Source organism: Pseudomonas sp. EA_105y_Pfl2_R69, assembly GCF_963970915.1.
Lineage (GTDB): Bacteria > Pseudomonadota > Gammaproteobacteria > Pseudomonadales > Pseudomonadaceae > Aquipseudomonas.
Genome location: NZ_CAXAOO010000003.1, coordinates 297,522 through 314,160, shown reverse-complemented (window position 1 = coordinate 314,160; position 16,639 = coordinate 297,522). Strand labels below are relative to the sequence as shown.

General features: G+C 64.6%; 15 protein-coding genes. 5 read left to right on the top strand and 10 right to left on the bottom strand.

Annotation, left to right across the window (positions count from 1 at the left end):
* Positions 1-7 precede the first annotated feature (7 nt).
* The 4 genes from AACY13_RS10800 to AACY13_RS10785 form a co-directional block, all read right to left on the bottom strand.
* A complete protein-coding gene (locus AACY13_RS10800; protein WP_339461391.1) occupies positions 8-379 on the bottom strand; it encodes a DUF2946 domain-containing protein in 372 nt (123 codons plus the stop codon).
* A 132-nt stretch (positions 380-511) separates the two neighbouring features.
* The gene (locus tag AACY13_RS10795) at positions 512-994 is read right to left on the bottom strand and encodes a copper chaperone PCu(A)C (protein ID WP_339461390.1); all 483 of its coding nucleotides are present in this window, start codon (positions 992-994) and stop codon (positions 512-514) included.
* A gap of 88 nt (positions 995-1,082) precedes the next feature.
* Complete coding sequence (locus tag AACY13_RS10790; protein WP_339461388.1) at positions 1,083-2,456, bottom strand: PepSY-associated TM helix domain-containing protein; 1,374 nt, start codon at positions 2,454-2,456, stop codon at positions 1,083-1,085.
* Positions 2,457-2,678: 222 nt separating this feature from the next.
* The gene (locus AACY13_RS10785; RefSeq protein ID WP_339461386.1) at positions 2,679-3,065 is read right to left on the bottom strand and encodes a DUF2946 domain-containing protein; all 387 of its coding nucleotides are present in this window, start codon (positions 3,063-3,065) and stop codon (positions 2,679-2,681) included.
* A 245-nt stretch (positions 3,066-3,310) separates the two neighbouring features.
* On the opposite strand from AACY13_RS10785, the gene AACY13_RS10780 reads away from it, so the two are divergent.
* Both AACY13_RS10780 and AACY13_RS10775 read left to right on the top strand, forming a co-directional pair.
* Complete coding sequence (locus AACY13_RS10780) at positions 3,311-5,158, top strand: PAS domain S-box protein (RefSeq protein WP_339461384.1); 1,848 nt, start codon at positions 3,311-3,313, stop codon at positions 5,156-5,158.
* A gap of 111 nt (positions 5,159-5,269) precedes the next feature.
* Complete coding sequence (locus AACY13_RS10775; protein WP_339461383.1) at positions 5,270-5,446, top strand: hypothetical protein; 177 nt, start codon at positions 5,270-5,272, stop codon at positions 5,444-5,446.
* 57 nt (positions 5,447-5,503) lie between these two features.
* Here the strand turns inward: AACY13_RS10775 and AACY13_RS10770 are convergent, their stop codons facing one another.
* The 3 genes from AACY13_RS10770 to AACY13_RS10760 all read right to left on the bottom strand — a co-directional run bounded on the left by AACY13_RS10770 (position 5,504) and on the right by AACY13_RS10760 (position 11,113).
* The gene (locus AACY13_RS10770) at positions 5,504-6,712 is read right to left on the bottom strand and encodes a Bcr/CflA family multidrug efflux MFS transporter (protein WP_339461381.1); all 1,209 of its coding nucleotides are present in this window, start codon (positions 6,710-6,712) and stop codon (positions 5,504-5,506) included.
* Positions 6,713-6,819: 107 nt separating this feature from the next.
* Positions 6,820-9,960, bottom strand: coding sequence for an efflux RND transporter permease subunit (locus tag AACY13_RS10765; RefSeq protein WP_339461379.1), 3,141 nt, complete (start codon positions 9,958-9,960; stop codon positions 6,820-6,822).
* 13 nt (positions 9,961-9,973) lie between these two features.
* A complete protein-coding gene (locus tag AACY13_RS10760; RefSeq protein WP_339461377.1) occupies positions 9,974-11,113 on the bottom strand; it encodes an efflux RND transporter periplasmic adaptor subunit in 1,140 nt (379 codons plus the stop codon).
* Between the two features lie 148 nt (positions 11,114-11,261).
* Here AACY13_RS10760 and AACY13_RS10755 point away from each other — a divergent pair, with 148 nt between their 5' ends.
* Positions 11,262-11,906, top strand: a complete 645-nt coding sequence (locus AACY13_RS10755; protein ID WP_339461376.1) for a TetR family transcriptional regulator — start codon at positions 11,262-11,264, stop codon at positions 11,904-11,906.
* On the opposite strand, the gene AACY13_RS10750 is transcribed toward AACY13_RS10755, so the two are convergent.
* Complete coding sequence (locus tag AACY13_RS10750) at positions 11,893-12,105, bottom strand: heavy-metal-associated domain-containing protein (protein WP_339461374.1); 213 nt, start codon at positions 12,103-12,105, stop codon at positions 11,893-11,895. The two genes, AACY13_RS10755 and AACY13_RS10750, sit on opposite strands and share 14 nt — an antisense overlap.
* A 151-nt stretch (positions 12,106-12,256) precedes the next feature.
* On the opposite strand from AACY13_RS10750, the gene AACY13_RS10745 reads away from it, so the two are divergent.
* On the top strand, positions 12,257-14,644 hold the full coding sequence (locus AACY13_RS10745; protein ID WP_339461373.1) for a heavy metal translocating P-type ATPase: 2,388 nt from the start codon (positions 12,257-12,259) through the stop codon (positions 14,642-14,644).
* 16 nt (positions 14,645-14,660) lie between these two features.
* The gene (gene cueR, locus AACY13_RS10740) at positions 14,661-15,059 is read left to right on the top strand and encodes a Cu(I)-responsive transcriptional regulator (RefSeq protein ID WP_339461372.1); all 399 of its coding nucleotides are present in this window, start codon (positions 14,661-14,663) and stop codon (positions 15,057-15,059) included.
* Positions 15,060-15,154: 95 nt separating this feature from the next.
* Here cueR and AACY13_RS10735 read toward each other — a convergent pair whose 3' ends face one another.
* Both AACY13_RS10735 and tesB read right to left on the bottom strand, forming a co-directional pair.
* Positions 15,155-15,706 (bottom strand): HAD family hydrolase, encoded by a 552-nt coding sequence (locus AACY13_RS10735; RefSeq protein WP_445262571.1) that lies wholly within the window; start codon positions 15,704-15,706, stop codon positions 15,155-15,157.
* A gap of 32 nt (positions 15,707-15,738) precedes the next feature.
* Positions 15,739-16,608 (bottom strand): acyl-CoA thioesterase II, encoded by an 870-nt coding sequence (gene tesB / locus AACY13_RS10730; RefSeq protein ID WP_339461368.1) that lies wholly within the window; start codon positions 16,606-16,608, stop codon positions 15,739-15,741.
* Between the last annotated feature and the right edge of the window lie 31 nt (positions 16,609-16,639).

The window sequence follows — 16,639 nt, the reverse complement described above, 5'->3', positions numbered from 1 at the left end:
ATAAGACTCAGGAATAAACAGGCGGGGCGCGGCTGCGCGAACCGGGGAAGATGGCCGAGCGGGCCACCCCGCGGCGCACCGGCGCACTACGCCGGTCCGCAGGTGCGCTAGCCGCCAGCGCCAGCGTCGGGCAGGTGCAGCCGGTGGCCGGGCTGCTCAGCAGCAGGGTGCAATAGCCGCACTTGGCCCACAGCGCTTCGTGGTCCAGCGGGGGCTTATGGCTGTCTGTGTGCTCGGCGCAGGCCAGCTCGGTCAGCCAGGCCGGTTCGGCCGGCTGGCCGAGCTGCGACCCTAACGGCCCGACGCTGAGCAGCAGCATGGCCAACAGGGCCAGCCAGCTCGCGCGGTAGCGGGCGGTCAGGGAACGATTGCGGGGCATCACGGCAACTCAAGAATCCTGCGGCGATTATGGCCACGGCTGCGCGCAGGGCAGCTGACGAAAATCAATTTCGGGATAGATAGCGAAGAAGATTTCGCCCCACTGCGCAGCAGCGGGGCGAATAACCCTCCATCAGTGCCCATGCGCTTCGCCCTGGGGCGGCTCGACCACGGGCGCATCCTTCTGCACCGCCACTTCCACCTCGACCGCCCCGGCCTTCTCGAAGGTCAGGGTCAGCGGGAAGCGCTCGCCGTCCTTGGCCTGCTGCTTCAGGTTGAACAGCATCACGTGGTAGCCCATGGGCGCGAACTTCACTTCGCCGCCGGCGGGTATGGCCACGCTCGGGACCTGCTGCATCTTCATCAGGCCGTCGGCATGGATATGCTCATGCAACTCGGCCCTGCCGGCATGGGGGGTGGCGACGCCGAGCAGACGGTCGGCCTCGCTGCCCTTGTTGTGCACCACAAAATAGGCGGCAGCCGTCGGGGCCACCGGCGGCATTTCCCGCGACCAGGGGTGCTCGATATGAATGTCGCCGGCACTGTATTCATGGGCGCTGGCAAACAGGCTGGGACTCAGCAATGCGGCGATCAGCAGGGTCTTCTTCAGCAACATGGTGCTCTCCTGTAGTGGGACTGACTGTCCAGACGAACCTTGTAACGCGAAGCATTGACGCGGGCCAAGCCCGCGCCGGCAATTCCTTTCAACCGCTGACCAGACGCTGCCCGGCAAGGCGCGACAGCAGCAGCCAGTCCAGCGCCCAGATCAGCAGCAGCGACGCCCCCACCAGCGGGAAGGCCGCGCCGAGCAGGCCCATGATGACAATTGCGCTCTTCCAGCGCGGCAGGTCGTGACGCAGCGGCGGTACGCCAAACGTGCCGCTCGGGCGGCGCTGCCACCACATGACCAGACCACTCACCGCGCTCAGCAGCACCAGCAAACAGACCGCCAGCATCAACAACTGGTTGGCCAGGCCGAACAGCTTGCCTTCGTGCAGCATCACCCCGGTTTCCACGGTTTTCGCCACAGGGCCGTAATCCTTCCAGCGCACATCGGCGAGCACCGCGCCGCTGTACTGGTCGATATGCAGGGTCGCGTCGTGGCGCGGGTCATCGGCGAACAGGGCAATGCTGTACACCCCGGTCTCGCCCTTGGGCAGGGTGATGCTGTAACCCGGTTGCACGCCGCGCACGCTGGCCGTATCGACCACCTGTTGCAGGCTGACCTGAGCGGCAGCGCTTGGTGCCGTGCTGGCGGCATGGCCGTTATGTGCGGCATGTGGATCGGAAGCCGGCAGCGGCGTGGTTTCCACCGCCCAGGCGACGGTCTGCTGGCTGCTGTCGTTAAGGCTGCCGGTGAGCTTGCCGGACTGCGGCACCTCGTCCCACATCGCCGCCGGGAAGTGGTTCCAGGCCCCGGCAAACTGCGCGCCCCAGAACCCGGTCCAGGTCATCCCGGTGAGCAGCATAAACAGCAGCAGCAATGAGCCCCAGAACCCGGTCACTGCGTGCAGATCACGCCACAGCAAACGGCCACGGGCACTCAACCGTGGCCACAGCACACCCGCCCCGGAGCGACCGCGCGGCCACCACAGATACAAGCCGGACACCACCAGGACGATGCCCCAGCCGGCGGCCAGCTCGATCAGGCGGTCGCCCACCGTGCCAATCATCAAGTCGCCGTGCAGCTGGCGGGCGATGGCCTGCAGGTTGCTCTGCGCATCCTGGCTGCCCAGCAATACGCCGCGATAGGGGTCGACAAATACGTTGAGCCCCCGACCTTCGGCCTCGACCACAAACTGCGCACTGCGCTCGGCACTCACCGGCGGCAGGTACTGCTTGATCAGCGCCTGCGGATAAGCCTGCTGCACCAACGCCTGTTGCTGATCCGCCGAGATCGCCGACGCAGCAGGCGTGACCTGCAGCAGCTCGGCATACATCAGCTGATCGAGCTGCGGCTTGAACAGGTAGATGATCCCGGTGACCGACAGCAGGATCAGAAACGGAATGACGAACAACCCGGCATAGAAATGCCAGCGCCAGGCCAGATTGTAGAACGACGGGGTCGGCTGCTTCATTGAGCTGCTCCGTCGGTAGTCATCCAGGGATTTAATAGTGCGGTGGGCTGCTGGCCAAGCACGCTGCGGCTCTGCAGTTTGAGCTGGCTAACTACGGATATCTGACGCATGAATTTCCCCAACTTCGGCCTATTGGCTGCCCTCAGGCACCGACAGACACAGTTTTTTTATCTGGTCTCAAGTAGTAGGCGCGGCAGGCAAACGCGGCCGCAGCAATGCAACTCAAGCCAGAACGGGGGACGCGCGGGGATTGGCCGAGGGCCAGAGGTAGCGAACAGCTCGAGGCGTGAAGAAGAAGCTGAGCAGCGGCGCGCGGTTGGGTGCCAGCAGGCCGAGCAGGCCGAAGAACGCCGCGAGGATGATGGCGCTGAAGGTGGAGCTCAGGGAGCAGCCGGAACCCGTGGCGGGATTGGCCGCGACGACGCCCGAGCCATCCAGGTCGGCACCGGCACCGAAGTTACCTTCAAAGGAGCAGTACTGACCGTCCAGGCCGCTCAACTGCAAACCGGCCATCTGCCCATGGCCGATACTGCAGGCGAACGCACTGAACAGCACGCTGAAATACAGCATCCAGGCCAGCAGCGTGCGGTGGGTCGGGGTCGGTTTCATTGCCGCGACTCTAGCAGTACGCCAGCACCTCGCCAAGCGCGACGCCCTGACCGATTGCCGCAGCCCCCCTTTGCAGGCAATTGTTACGCCGCGAGCTAAACTGCCTCTATCTCAGGGCGACACCCTGCGCTGCGATTTTTCCGCTACAGGCCCGCTCACATGATGGCCTGCCGTCCCTGGCGGGCAGCGCCGGGCGACATTGAAAACATGCTCCAGAGCCTTTTTGGCATAGGCGGTGGTAAGGGATGCGACCCGAACTTCAAGGTCCACTGCGCCTGGCCGGCGTATATAGCCTGTTCAGCAGCCTGTGGATTTTCGGCAGCGATAGCCTGCTGCACGCAATGGTCAAGGACAGCGAGCTGACGGCAGGCCTGCAAACCGCCAAGGGCATGCTGTTCATTCTGCTCAGCACCCTGCTGATCTTCGTCGTCAGCTACCGCGACCGCCTGGCCCAGCGCAGACTGATCGAAGAGCTGACCCACAGCACCAGCCTGCTGCAGCAGACGCAACGCCACGCCGGCCTCGGCAGCTGGGAGTACAGCACCTGCTTCACCTGGACGGCGGAAGCCCTGACCCTGCTCGGCCACGACCGGGACGAGGAACTCGTCAGCCGCCAGTGCAGCCTGGAACGCCTGCTCAGCTGGCTGCACCCGGCCGATCGCCCCGCGGCGCAACGCGCCCTGCAGGCGCTGCTGCACGAGCGCAAGCCCCTGACCCACAGCGCCCGCCTGTATCAGCCGCACCGGCTGCAGGCCACCTGGTTGCTGCTGCACGGCGAAGTCAACGAACAGGGGCGCATTCTCGGCACCCTGCAGGACATCAGCAGCCAGAAGCACGACGAAAGCGCCCTGCGCGAAAGCGAACAGCGTTTTCGCCAGCTGTTCGAGCAAACCCAGCGTATCGCCGTGCAGGGTTACGACCGCGAGCGCCGGGTGATCTACTGGAACCAGGCCAGTACCCAGCTGTATGGCTACAGCCTGCAGGAGGCGATGGGCAAGCGCCTGGAAGACCTGATCATCCCACCCACCATGCGCACTCAGGTGAAGGGGGCCGTCCAGAGCTGGCTGCTCGGCGGCCCCGCCATTCCCGCTGCGGAACTGTGTCTGCAACGCAAGGACGGTAGCTCGGTGTGGGTCTACTCCAGCCACTCAATGCTGCGTAATTGCCGCGACCAGCTGGAGCTGTACTGCATCGATATCGATCTCAGCGAACAGAAGCAGGTCTACGGCGAACTGCTGGCCAGTGAAGAGCGCTTTCGCGAGCTGGTCGAGCAGCTCAGCGATGTGATCTTCCTCGCCGATGCCCGCGGTCAGCTGACCTTTTACAACCCGGCCTGGGAGAAACTCAGCGGCTATCTGAGCGATGAAAGCCTGGGGCGGCCGCTGACCCAGTTTCTCGATGCCGAAGACGGCAAACAACTGGCCGAGCAGATCAGCGCCCTGGCCAGGGGCGAACAGACCAGCCTGCGTAGCGAGTACCGGTTACTGACCCGTAACGGCCAACTGCGCAAAGTCGAACTGCAGCTGAGCCGTAGCCAGCCGGATAACAGCCTGCGCGGCTGCCTGCGCGATATCCACGAGCGCTTCCAGACCCAGGAGCTGCAGAGCGCACGCAATGCGGTACTCGATGAACTGCTGGCGCGTCGCCCACTGCCGCATATCCTCGACAATATCAGCCGCCGGCTACAGGGCCTCAACCCGCATATGCTGGTATCGATCATGCTCCTCGACCCGCAGCGACGCCTGCATCTCGGAGCCGCGCCCAGCCTGCCGGAGAGCTATTGCCAGGCCATCGACGGCCTGCAGGCCGCACCGCAAGTGGGCTCGTGCGGGCATGCAGTCTGCAACGGCGAGTTGGTGATCGCCGAAGACCTCAGCCAGCACCCCTTCTGGCGCGACTTTCGCGACCTGACCCAGGCCGCCGGTCTGCGCGCCTGCTGGTCACTGCCGTTCAAGGATGACAGCGATGCGGTGCTGGGCACCTTCGGCATCTACTACCACCACTGCACACGCCCGAGCGAGGAGGATATTGCCCTGGTCACCGAGTTCACCCGCTTGGCCGGCCTGGCCGTGCAGCAGCAATGCAATTACTGAGCGAGCGCGCGCCCGGAGCAACGGCAGGTTGCCGGGCGGACAATTGATCCCGGTCAGGGAACGTTCATATTCGCCGACTAGACTGGGGGCCCCCTAGCGGAGAAAGCGCCCATGAATCTTGTGATACAGCCGCTAAACCAGCCCCAGGGCTGCTGGCAGGTACGTCTCGATCAGCACCGCGTGACCTTTCGCAGCGAAGCCGAGGCCCGTCAGTTCGTCGCCACCCTGCAGGCACGCCTGCAAGCGCCCCACAGCCTGCCCGGGGAGCGGCAGCGCCTCGCCAGCTAACAGATCGCTTTAGAAGGCCGCCCCGTCTCGTCGGGGCATAGCCGGTAAAGCGCGTTGCTAAGCGTCCGCCCGACTGCGCGCGAGTGCCCTTAACTCGCGCCGTTCGGCCCAAAGGGTCAGGCGCGAGAACAGCACGGCCAGCAGGCCGCAGCCGAAGATCACCACCGCCACCGGCCAGGCGCTGCCGTCATGCAACGCGGCGACCAGGGCCGCCGCGCTGGCGGCAATCACGAACTGCAGGCTGCCGAGTAGCGCCGAGGCGCTGCCGGCGTGGCGGCCCTGCCCGGCCATGGCGCAGGCCGAGGCATTGGGCAGCAGGATGCCCAGGCTGGCGATGCAGGCGAACAGGGGGATCAGCAGGGGCCAGAGCGCCGGCGGCCTGGCGTTTGCCACCAGCACCAGGACCAGGGCCGCGCCCAGGTAGAACCATACGGTAATGCGCAGCCAGTAACCCGGACCGTGACGGGCCACCAGCCAGGCATTGAGTTGCGCCACCAGAATAAAGCCCAGGGCATTGCTGCCGAACAGCCAGCCGTAATGCTCGGCCGGTATGCCGTAGAGTTCGATAAAGACGAAGGGCGAACCGGCGATATAGGCAAACATCCCGGCGATGGCGAAACCGCCGGTCAGGGCATAGCCGAGAAAGGGCCAGTCGCCGAACAGCCGTCGGTACTCGCCCAGGGCCCCGCGCAAAGGTGCGGGCGGTACGTCCTTGGCCAGGGTTTCCGGCAGCCACAAGGCCACTGCCAGCAGGCACAGGGTGCCGAACAGGGCCAGGCAGATAAAGATCGACGGCCAGCCCAGGGTGCTGAGCAGCAAACCGCCCGCCAGCGGCGCGAGAATGGGAGCCAGGCCCATCACCAGCATCAGCTGCGAGAACGCCTTGGCCGAATTGATCGGATCGCACAGGTCGCGCACCACCGCCCGCGACACCACCATGCCGGCGCAGCCGCCCAGGGCCTGGACGAAGCGCGCTGCGATCAGCCATTCCAGGCTCGGGGCCAGGGCACAGGCCAGTGAGGCCAGGCTGAACAGCAGCACCCCGGCCAGCAGCGGCTTGCGCCGGCCGAAACGGTCGGCCAGTGGCCCGTAGATCAGCTGACCGATGGCCAGACCGGCGAAGTAGGCCGACAGCGACAGCTGCACATGCTCGACATCGGTAGCGAACACCCGCGCCAGGGTGGGGAAACTCGGTAGATAGAAATCGATGGCCAGCGGCCCGAAGGCACTCAGCGCGCCAAGGATCAACAGAATACGTAACGGCATGGATGTCCAGGCAGATTGGCCAAGGCCATTGATTGATCGGGTTTGCCCCATAGACCTCAGGCCATGGGAGCCGCCGTAGCCCGGACAAGGTCCGGGCTACGCGCTGACTATTGCGGCGGTTCCACCAGCGCCTCGGCCTTCTTGCGCCCCTTGCCGACTTTCTCTGCCAGCGACTCCACCAGCAGGTAGAACATCGGGATCAGGAAGATCGCCAGGAAGGTCGCCGCCAGCATGCCGCCGAGCACCCCGGTGCCAATCGAGTGGCGGCTGGCCGAGCCGGCCCCCGTGCTGGTGACCAGCGGCATAACGCCGAGGACGAAGGCCAGGGAGGTCATGATGATCGGGCGGAAACGCAGGCGCGAAGCCTCCAGCGCCGACTCGAAGACGCCCATGCCCTGTTGCCGGTTGAGCACTGCGAACTCGACGATGAGGATGGCGTTTTTCGCCGCCAGACCGATCAGGGTGACCAGGCCGACCTGGAAGTACAGGTCGTTCTCGATGCCGCGCAGCCACACCGCGAGAATCGCGCCGAACACAGCGAACGGCACCGCGATGACCACCGCCAGCGGCAGGGTCCAGCGCTCGTACTGCGCGGCGAGGATCAGGAACACCATGATCAGGCCGAAGACGAAGGCGCTGCTGCCCGAGCCCTGGGACGCCACTTCCTGGAAGGCCGAGCCGGTCCAGCCGATGCTGTAATCGCTGCCCAGCACCTCATCCGCCACCTGCTGTATCGCACTCAGGGCCTGGCCGGAGCTGTATCCGGGTGCCGGCCCGCCGAGAATCTTCGCCGCCGGGTAGACGTTGAAGCGCGCATAGCTGTCTGGGCCGAGGATCCGCTCGACCTTGACCAGGCTGGCCAGCGACACCAACTCGCCACTGGCCGCGCGCACATAGACCTGGGACAGGTCTTCGGGCTTGCTGCGGAACTCCGCTTCGGCCTGCAGGCTGACCTGGAAGGTACGACCGTAGAGGCTGAAGTCGTTGACGTAGTAGCTGCCGAACGTGGCCTGCATGGCGGTAAACACATCGTTCACCGGCACCCCCAGGGCGCGCGCCTTGGTCCGGTCAAGGTCGATAAAATACTGCGGTACGTTGGCGCTGAAGGTGCTCTGTACCCCACCCAACTCCGGACGCTGGTTCACCGCGGCGAGAAAGGCCTGGACCTTTTCGGCCAGCTGCGCGGTGGTGCCGCCGCTGCGGTCTTGGATATAGCCCTCGAAACCGCCGGTGGTACTCATGCCGGTGATCGGCGGTGGGTTGAAGCTCATCACCAGGCCGTCTTTCTGCGCCGCGCCCATGCCCATGAATTCGCCGGTCAGGTTGCGCGCATCCAGCTCGGGGGTGGTGCGCTCGCTCCAGTCCTTCAGCGGCACGAAGGACACACCGGCGTTGCTGCGAGTGCCGAAGGTCAGTACGTCGAAACCGGCGAAGGTCACCACGTCCTGCACCGCCGGGTGCGCCATCAACTGCTGGGTCACATCACTGGTGAGTTTCTCGGTACGGGTCAAGGACGCCGCCGGCGGCAGGAAGTAGGCGTTGATCACATAGCCCTGGTCCTCATTGGGCACCAGGGAACTGGGCACTCGGCTGAACAGCACCAGTGTCAGCGCGATCATCAGCGCGAACAACGACACCCCCACCAGCGAGCGTTTGAGGAAGAAGCGCACGCCGGCGGTATAGCCTGCGGTGAGGCGATCGAACACGCGGTTGAAGGCACGGAAGGGTGCCGCCGGCTCATGCTGGCCGGGCTTGAGCAGCACGGAGCAAAGCGCCGGGCTCAGGGTCAGGGCGACCAGACTGGAAATCGCCACCGACACGGCAATGGTGATGGCGAACTGTTTATACATCTCCCCGGCCAAGCCGCCGAGGAAACCCACCGGAATAAACACCGCGCAGAGCACCAGGCTGGTGGCGATGATAGGCCCGGTGACCTCCTCCATGGCCTTGATCGACGCCTCGCGCGGGCCGAGCTTGTCTTCGCTCATTGAACGCTCGACGTTCTCGATCACCACAATGGCGTCGTCCACCACAATACCGATGGCCAGCACCATGCCGAACAGGGTCAGCAGGTTGATCGAGAACCCGAGCATATACATGCCGGCAAAAGTACCGACCAGCGAGACCGGAATGGCCAGCAGCGGGATCAGCGTGGCGCGCCAGTTCTGCAGGAAGATAAACACCACCAGCACCACCAGCACCAGGGCCTCGAAGAAGGTGTGAATCACCTCCTCGATCGACACCCGGACGAATTTGGTGGTGTCGTAAGGCACCTTGTAGGTCATGCCGCTGGGGAAGTTCTTCGACAGCCGCGCCAGTGTGGTGCTGACCGCATCGGCGGTGTCCAGGGCATTCGCCCCGGGCTGCAGGTAGACGCCGAAGGCGGCGTTCTGCTGGCCGTTGAGCGAGGTCATCAGCGAGTAGTCCTGGGCCCCCAGCTCAATCCGCGCGACATCCTTGAGCAGCAGGCTGGCACCGGTGTCATCGGTACGCAGGATCACGTTCTCGAATTCTTTCGGGTCGGTGAAGCGGCCCTGGGTGGTCACCGTATAGGTGAAATCCTGCTCCTGCTTGAGCGGCTGCTGGCCGAAGCTGCCGGCGGCGAACTGCGAATTCTGCTCGCGAATCGCGCTGACCACATCGGTGGGCGTCAGGTTGTACTGCGCCAGCTTGTCCGGGCGCAGCCAGATGCGCATGGAGTAGTCTTTCGAGCCGAACTGGCTGACATCGCCGACGCCGGGCAGGCGCTTGAGCTCGTCGATGACGTTGATCAGCGCGTAGTTGCTGATATACACCGGATCACGCGAGCCATCCGGCGAATACAGGGTCACCACCTGGAGGATGTCCGAGGACTTCTTCTGCACCTTGACGCCCTGCCGGCGGACTTCTTCCGGCAACTTGGCCAGGGCCGCCTGCACCCGGTTATTGACGTCGATAGTGGCCTGATCCGGGTCGGTGCCCACCTCGAAGTACACCGACAGGCTCATGGCGTTGCCGCCGGAGTTGGACTGCTGGTAGATCATCCCCTGCACGCCGTTGATCGACTGCTCCAAAGGCGCGGCCACCGTCTCGGCTATCACCTGGGCGCTGGCACCGGCGTAGCTGGCGCTGACCGACACCTGCGGCGGCAGGATCTGTGGGTACTGGGCAATCGGCAGCGCGCGCATGGCCAGTAGGCCGGCCAGCACGATGACGATGGAAATGACCGCGGCAAATACCGGGCGGTCGATAAAGAAGCGTGAGATCACCTGGGGACGCTCCTTAGGACTGGCTGGCGGCTGGGGCGACAACTTTTACCGGATTGTCCGGGCGCACCTTGGGCAGGCCCTCGACGATGACCCGTTCGCCGGCGCTGATGCCGGAGACGATGACCCAGCGGCCCTTGGCCGTATGCCCGGTGGTGACCTGGCGCATGCGCGCCACGCCGCCTTCATCCACCACGTAAACGAAGGTGCCGCCTGGCCCCTGGGCCACCGCCCGTTCAGGCAGGGTCATGGCATTGGGTATGTTCAGGCCCAACACCCGCACCCGCACGAACTGTCCAGGCAGCAGTTTCTGCTCGGGGTTGGGTACCACGGCGCGGGCGCTGACGGTGCCGGTACCACGGTTGATCAGGCTGTCGGTGAAGTCCACCTTGCCTTCCAGCGGGTAGACCGAGCCGTCGCCGAGGGTGATCCGCACACTCATCTTGCCGTCTTCTGGCAGTACCAGACTGCCGGCCTGCAGGCCGCTGCGCACGCTTTCCACGTCGGAATCCGGGGCGGCGAAGTTGACGTAGATCGGATCCAGCTGGGTGATATTGCTCAGCAGGCTGGCATTCGGGTCACCGGCCACCATCAGACTGCCTTCGGACACCGTCTCCTTGCTGGTGATCCCGGAAATCGGCGCTTTTACCGTGGTGTAGTCGAGGTCGATCTGCTTGGACTGCACCTCGGCCTCGGCGGCCTGGATATTGGCCTTGCTCTGTTCGAAGTTGGAGATGGCGTTATCCAGCTCGCTCTCGCTGGCAAAGCCCTTCTTCTGCAGCTCGCGGATGCGCTTGAGGTCGCGCTCGGTCTGCCGGTAGCGCGCCTGTTCCTGGGCCAGCGCGCCCTTGGCGCGGCTCAGTGCGGCCTGGTAGGTACGCGGATCGATACGGAACATCACCTGGCCCTGCTTGACCTGACTGCCTTCCAGATAGGTCCGTTCCTGCAGGATGCCGCTAACCTGGGCACGCACCTGTACCTCGCGGTAACCGGCGGTCCGCGCCGAATATTCGAATTCGAGGGGCAACGCCTCGACCTTGACGGTTTCCACCAGCACCTCAGGTGCAGGCGGCGCATCGGCGGCCTGCAGCGCCGAGGCGAGGGAGGCGAACAGCAAAGCCCCGAGGGTAGCGGGGAAATGACGGAAAAAAAACATGAGTGTCTCCGGGGCAAAGCGGGGCGCTTCATTTGAGACCGGCAATGCTAGTTACATACACAAGCGTTTGTAAATAGAACATTACCCTTATATTCATTACACTTTGTGCACCAACGCCTTGAGCCTAGCCAGAAATCAGCCCGCCGCCATGCGCCGAACCAAAGCAGAAGCCGAGCAAACCCGCTGCGCCATCCTGGCTGCCGCCGAGACCCTGTTTCTGGAAAAAGGCGTGGCCCACACCAGCCTGGAACATATCGCCCGCCACGCCGGGGTGACGCGCGGCGCGGTGTATTGGCACTTTGCCAACAAGGCCGATCTGTTCAACGCCATGCTCAGCCAGGTGCGTCTGCCGCCCGAACAGCTGACCGAACGCATGCGCGGCTGCCCCAAGTACGACCCGCTGCTGACCCTGCACGGGCTGTGCATCGAGGCCATCGAGAACCTGGCCCGCGACCCGCAGAAACAGCGGATCTTCACCATTCTGCTGCGCCGCTGTGAATTCACCGAAGAACTGCGCGAAGCCGAAGAGCGCCAAGAGGCCTTTATCAACCTGTTTATCGAACTCTGCGAGCAGCAGTTCAACACGCCGTCAGTCCGGCAGCGCCTGCATGCCGGGATGACGCCACGGCTGGCTGCGCGCACCGTGCATGCACTGCTGATCGGTCTGTTTCACGATTGGTCGCGCGACCCCAAGCTGTTCGACCCGCTGAGCGACACCGCGCCCATGGTCGATGCCTGCTTTCGCGGGCTGATCCGCGACTGGCCGGGTGCCGCAACGCCTACGCCAGGCTGACGCCGTAGCCCTGCTCGACGATTGCGACCATCAGTTGGTCCACCGCCACGCTGCTGCTCACCCGTACTTCGCCACCGGGAAACTTGACCTTGACCTCGGCCGCCGGGTCGCAGGCCAACAGCGCCTCGGTAATGGTCTTGACGCAATGCTGGCAGGTCATGCCATCGACCCGAAATGTGTGAACCTGAGATACCTGCATAAACAACCTCCTGAATAAATGAACCGCCATGCTCGGCGGCAGGTGCGCAGTGTCGACCCTGCCCCATGGTCAAGGTCAAGTGGTAAAAACGGCTTGACCTTGCCAGCATGGCAAGGTTGATCCTGTGCCGGAGTTCAATGGAGACACCCCCATGCCCAGTCTTACCACCTTCGCCCTGCCGATCAGCGGCATGACCTGCGCCAGTTGTGCCGGACGCGTCGAACGCGCCCTGGCCAAGGTGGCCGAGGTCGGCACGGTCAGCGTCAATCTGGCCAGCGAGCAGGCGCGCATCGAAGCGCCTGCCGACAGCCTGGAACGCCTGGTGCGCGCCGTCGAAAGCGCCGGTTACCAGGTGCCCAGCACCCGCCTGGAGCTGGCCCTCAGCGGCATGACCTGCGCCAGCTGCGCCGGACGCATCGAACGCGCCCTGGCGCAGCAGCCCGGCGTGCTCTCGGTCAGCGTCAACCTGGCCAGCGAGCGCGCGCAGTTGCAGGTTGTCCGCGACCTCGACCCGCAAACGCTGCTGAGCGCGGTGCAGCAGGCCGGCTACGGTGCCAGCCTGGTGGACGCCGCACACCCCGCGCAGGCAGGGGCCGAGCGCCAGCTGCGGCGTGAACGCTGGGCACTGGGCCTGGCCATGCTCTTGACCCTGCCGCTGGTGGTGCCGATGCTCGTCGAGCCCTTTGGCCTGCACTGGATGCTGCCAGCCTGGCTGCAGTTCACCCTGGCCACACCGGTGCAGTTCGTCTTCGGCGCACGCTTCTACCGCGCGGCCTGGAATGCCCTGCGCGCAGGTGCGGGAAATATGGATCAACTGGTAGCGATCGGCACCAGCGCCGCCTATGGCCTGAGTTTGTATCAGTGGGCGGTCACCCCCGCCGGCGAGATGGCTCATCTGTATTTCGAAGCCTCGGCGGTGATCATCGCGCTGATCCTGCTCGGCAAATACCTGGAAAGCAGCGCCAAACGCCAGACCAGCAGTGCCATCCGCGCCTTACAGGCGTTACGCCCGGAGCGCGCCCTGCGCCTGCAGGGTGGCACTGAACAATGGGTCGCCCTCGGCGAACTGCAACTGGGTGACTGCATCGTGGTCAAGCCGGGCGAGCGCTTCCCAGTCGACGGCGTGGTACAGGAAGGTCAGAGCCACGCCGACGAAGCGCTGATCAGCGGCGAGAGCCTGCCGCAACCCAAGCAGCCGGGGGACCCGGTAACCGCAGGCTCGATCAATGGCGAGGGCCGCCTGCTAGTAGAAACCACGGCCTTGGGTACGGAAACAGTGCTGGCGCGAATTATCCGTCTGGTCGAAGACGCCCAGGCCGCCAAGGCACCGATCCAGAAGCTGGTGGATAAAGTCAGCAGGATATTCGTGCCCAGCGTGCTGTTGATCGCCCTGGCCACCCTGCTCGGCTGGCTGCTGGCAGGCGCAGGTATCGAAACCGTCCTGCTCAACGCCGTGGCGGTGCTGGTGATTGCCTGCCCTTGCGCTCTGGGCCTAGCCACCCCCACCGCAATCATGGCCGGCACCGGCGTAGCGGCGCGCCACGGCATTCTGATCAAGGACGCCGAAGCCCTGGAAGTGGCTCACGCTGTCAACCTGGTGGCTTTCGACAAAACCGGCACACTGACCTCTGGCTCGCCACGCATCGCTCACATGCAAGCCGTCGACGGCGATACCACACAACTGCTGCAACTGGCCGGGGCCCTGCAACGCGGCAGCGAACACCCGCTGGCAAAAGCCGTGCTGGACCAATGCGCAGCAGACAACCTGACACTCGCCGAAGTCAGCCATAGCAAAGCCCTGGCAGGGCGAGGCATTGCCGGCCAGATCGACGGACGAGAGCTGGCGTTAGGCAACAAGCGCCTGCTGGAAGAACACTGGCTACAGAACCAGACGTTGATCGCCGAAGCGCTGGCCTGGGAAGCCGAAGGCCGTACCCTGTCCTGGCTGGCGGAGTTAGCGCCACAGCCGCAGGTGCTCGGCCTGTTTGCCTTTGGCGACACGCTCAAGGACGGCGCGGAGCAGGCCATTGCCGCATTGACCGCGCAAGGCATCGACAGCCACCTGATCAGCGGCGACAACAAAGGCAGCGTACACGCCGTGGCGCAAGCGCTGGGCATCACCGTCGCACATGCCGAGGTGCTGCCGGCGAACAAGGCGGCAATCATCAGTGAGTTGAAGAAAACCTCAGTGGTGGCCATGGTTGGCGACGGCATCAACGACGCCCCGGCCCTGGCCGCCGCCGATGTCGGCATCGCCATGGGCAGCGGCACCGATGTGGCCATGCACGCCGCCGGCATCACCCTGATGCGTGGCGACCCGCGCCTGGTGGCCGACGCGCTGGACATCAGCAAACGTACCTACAGCAAGATTCGCCAGAATCTGTTCTGGGCCTTCGCCTACAACCTGATCGGCATTCCACTGGCGGCGGCCGGGTTGCTCAATCCGATGCTCGCCGGCGCGGCCATGGCCCTTTCCAGTGTCAGCGTGGTGAGCAATGCCTTGCTGCTGAAAACCTGGAAACCGCGAGCACACAAATAACCCGTAGGAGCACCTGATGAATATCGGCCAAGCCGCCAAGCAAACCGGCCTTAGCGCCAAGATGATCCGCTACTACGAAAGCATCGACCTGCTGCCCGCCGCCGGGCGCACCGACAGCGGCTACCGCCAGTACAGCCAGCAGGATCTGCATCGCCTGGCCTTTATCAAGCGCTCGCGCGATCTGGGCTTTTCTCTGGTAGAAGTCAGCCAGCTACTGGCCCTGTGGCAGGATCGCCAGCGCGCCAGCGCCGACGTCAAGGCCCTGGCCGCCGGGCATATCGCCGAGCTTGAACGCAAGATCAGCGAGCTGAGCGGCCTGCGCGACACCCTCAAGGAGTTGATGGACAGCTGCCAAGGCAATGACCGCCCGGACTGCCCGATCCTCAAGGACCTGGAGTCCGGCAGCTGCCATTGAACAGCCAACCCGTAGGGTGGATGACGCCTCACCCATCCACCAGTTGCTACCCCATGGTGGATGAAAAGAGCGTCAGCTACGCGCCCCTAGCCACCCTACAACGCCTGCTGCAACGCCCGGCAATCCACGGCGAAATGGTCGGCCAGCTCCGGCCAGGGGTTTTCCGCCAGGTTGACCAGCACGCTGCGTGCCCCGGCTGCGCGGGCGCATTCCAGGTCGAAGCGGTAATCACCGACCATCACCAGCTCGCTCGGGGCCACCTGCCAGGTCCGGGCAAAATGCAGCAGGCCACCGGGGTCGGGCTTGGGCGGAGCCTCGTCGCGGCCGATCACGTCAGGCACGGCAAAGCAGTCATCCAGACCGATGGCGCGCAGGGTCAGCAGCGCCAGTTCATGGGCATTGCGGGTGAGGATACCGAGGCGGCAGCCCCGTCCGTGCAGCTCGCGCACCAGCTCGATGGCCCCGGGAGCCGGCTCGGCGCTCAGCGCCAGTTCGCGCTCATGCTCCAGCAACCAGGCGTGCTTGGCGGCGGCCACAGCCTCGGGCAACGCCGCCAGATGGCCGAGGATGTCGTCCTCCAGGGGGATATCCAGCGCTCGCTTGATCGCTTCGAAGTCGTGCACCGCCAGGGTCAGGGTGCCATCCATATCGAACACCCAATATTTCGCACTGCTCAGACTCACTTCCAATCCTCACGCACGCGGGTCAGCCCCTCTTGTGCGACCGAGGCGACCAGCTGGCCCTGGCGGTTGAAGATGCTGCCGCGGGAGAAACCCCGGGCATTGCCGGCCCAGGGGCTGTCCATGCTGTACAGCAGCCAGTCGTCCATACGCAGGTCGGCGTGGAACCACAGCGAGTGGTCGAGACTGGCCACCTGCATAAATTTCTGGAACACCGACACGCCGTGGGGCTGCATCGAGGTGGTCAGCAGGTTGAAGTCGCTGGCATAGGCCAGCAGCAGCTTGTGCAGCTGCGGCTCGTCCGGCAGCTCGCCGGCGGCGCGGAACCAGACATGCTTGATCGGCTCGCAGGGCTCGGGGGCGAAGGGGTTGATCCGCGTCACCGGGCGAATCTCAATGGGTTTGTCGCTGGTGGCGCGCTCGCGCATACGCTCGGGAATCATCACCTCGACCATGCGCGCCAGTTCGGTTTCCGACTTCAGCTCTTCGGGCCCCGGCACTTCCGGCATCAGGTTCTGGTGATAAAAGCCCTCTTCATCGAACTGGAACGACGCGCTGCAGGTAAAGATCGGCTTGCCCTTCTGGATTGCCGTCACCCTGCGGGTGCTGAAGCTGCCGCCATCGCGCACCCGGTCCACCTGATAGACCACCGGCAGCGTGGCATCGCCGGGGCGTAGAAAGTAGCCGTGCATGGAATGCACATGGCGCGCCGCGTCGACCGTCTGGCTGGCCGCCGAGACGCACTGGCCGAGCACCTGGCCGCCGAACAGCTGGCGAAAGCCGAGGTCCTGGCTGACCCCGCGAAACAGATTTTCCTCGATGGTTTCCAGGGTCAGCAGGGCGACCAACTCATTCAACACCTGACTCATGCATGCTCTCCGGTTAACGCATCTGACTAGG

Bases quoted from the DNA above. Each gene is read 5' to 3' on its own strand.
- AACY13_RS10800 (WP_339461391.1), bottom strand. From the start codon at position 379: ATGCCCCGCAATCGTTCCCTGACCGCCCGCTACCGCGCGAGCTGGCTG.
- AACY13_RS10795 (WP_339461390.1), bottom strand. From the start codon at position 994: ATGTTGCTGAAGAAGACCCTGCTGATCGCCGCATTGCTGAGTCCCAGC.
- AACY13_RS10790 (WP_339461388.1), bottom strand. From the start codon at position 2,456: ATGAAGCAGCCGACCCCGTCGTTCTACAATCTGGCCTGGCGCTGGCAT.
- AACY13_RS10785 (WP_339461386.1), bottom strand. From the start codon at position 3,065: ATGAAACCGACCCCGACCCACCGCACGCTGCTGGCCTGGATGCTGTAT.
- AACY13_RS10780 (WP_339461384.1), top strand. From the start codon at position 3,311: ATGCGACCCGAACTTCAAGGTCCACTGCGCCTGGCCGGCGTATATAGC.
- AACY13_RS10775 (WP_339461383.1), top strand. From the start codon at position 5,270: ATGAATCTTGTGATACAGCCGCTAAACCAGCCCCAGGGCTGCTGGCAG.
- AACY13_RS10770 (WP_339461381.1), bottom strand. From the start codon at position 6,712: ATGCCGTTACGTATTCTGTTGATCCTTGGCGCGCTGAGTGCCTTCGGG.
- AACY13_RS10760 (WP_339461377.1), bottom strand. From the start codon at position 11,113: ATGTTTTTTTTCCGTCATTTCCCCGCTACCCTCGGGGCTTTGCTGTTC.
- AACY13_RS10755 (WP_339461376.1), top strand. From the start codon at position 11,262: ATGCGCCGAACCAAAGCAGAAGCCGAGCAAACCCGCTGCGCCATCCTG.
- AACY13_RS10750 (WP_339461374.1), bottom strand. From the start codon at position 12,105: ATGCAGGTATCTCAGGTTCACACATTTCGGGTCGATGGCATGACCTGC.
- AACY13_RS10745 (WP_339461373.1), top strand. From the start codon at position 12,257: ATGCCCAGTCTTACCACCTTCGCCCTGCCGATCAGCGGCATGACCTGC.
- cueR (WP_339461372.1), top strand. From the start codon at position 14,661: ATGAATATCGGCCAAGCCGCCAAGCAAACCGGCCTTAGCGCCAAGATG.
- AACY13_RS10735 (WP_445262571.1), bottom strand. From the start codon at position 15,706: ATGGATGGCACCCTGACCCTGGCGGTGCACGACTTCGAAGCGATCAAG.
- tesB (WP_339461368.1), bottom strand. From the start codon at position 16,608: ATGAGTCAGGTGTTGAATGAGTTGGTCGCCCTGCTGACCCTGGAAACC.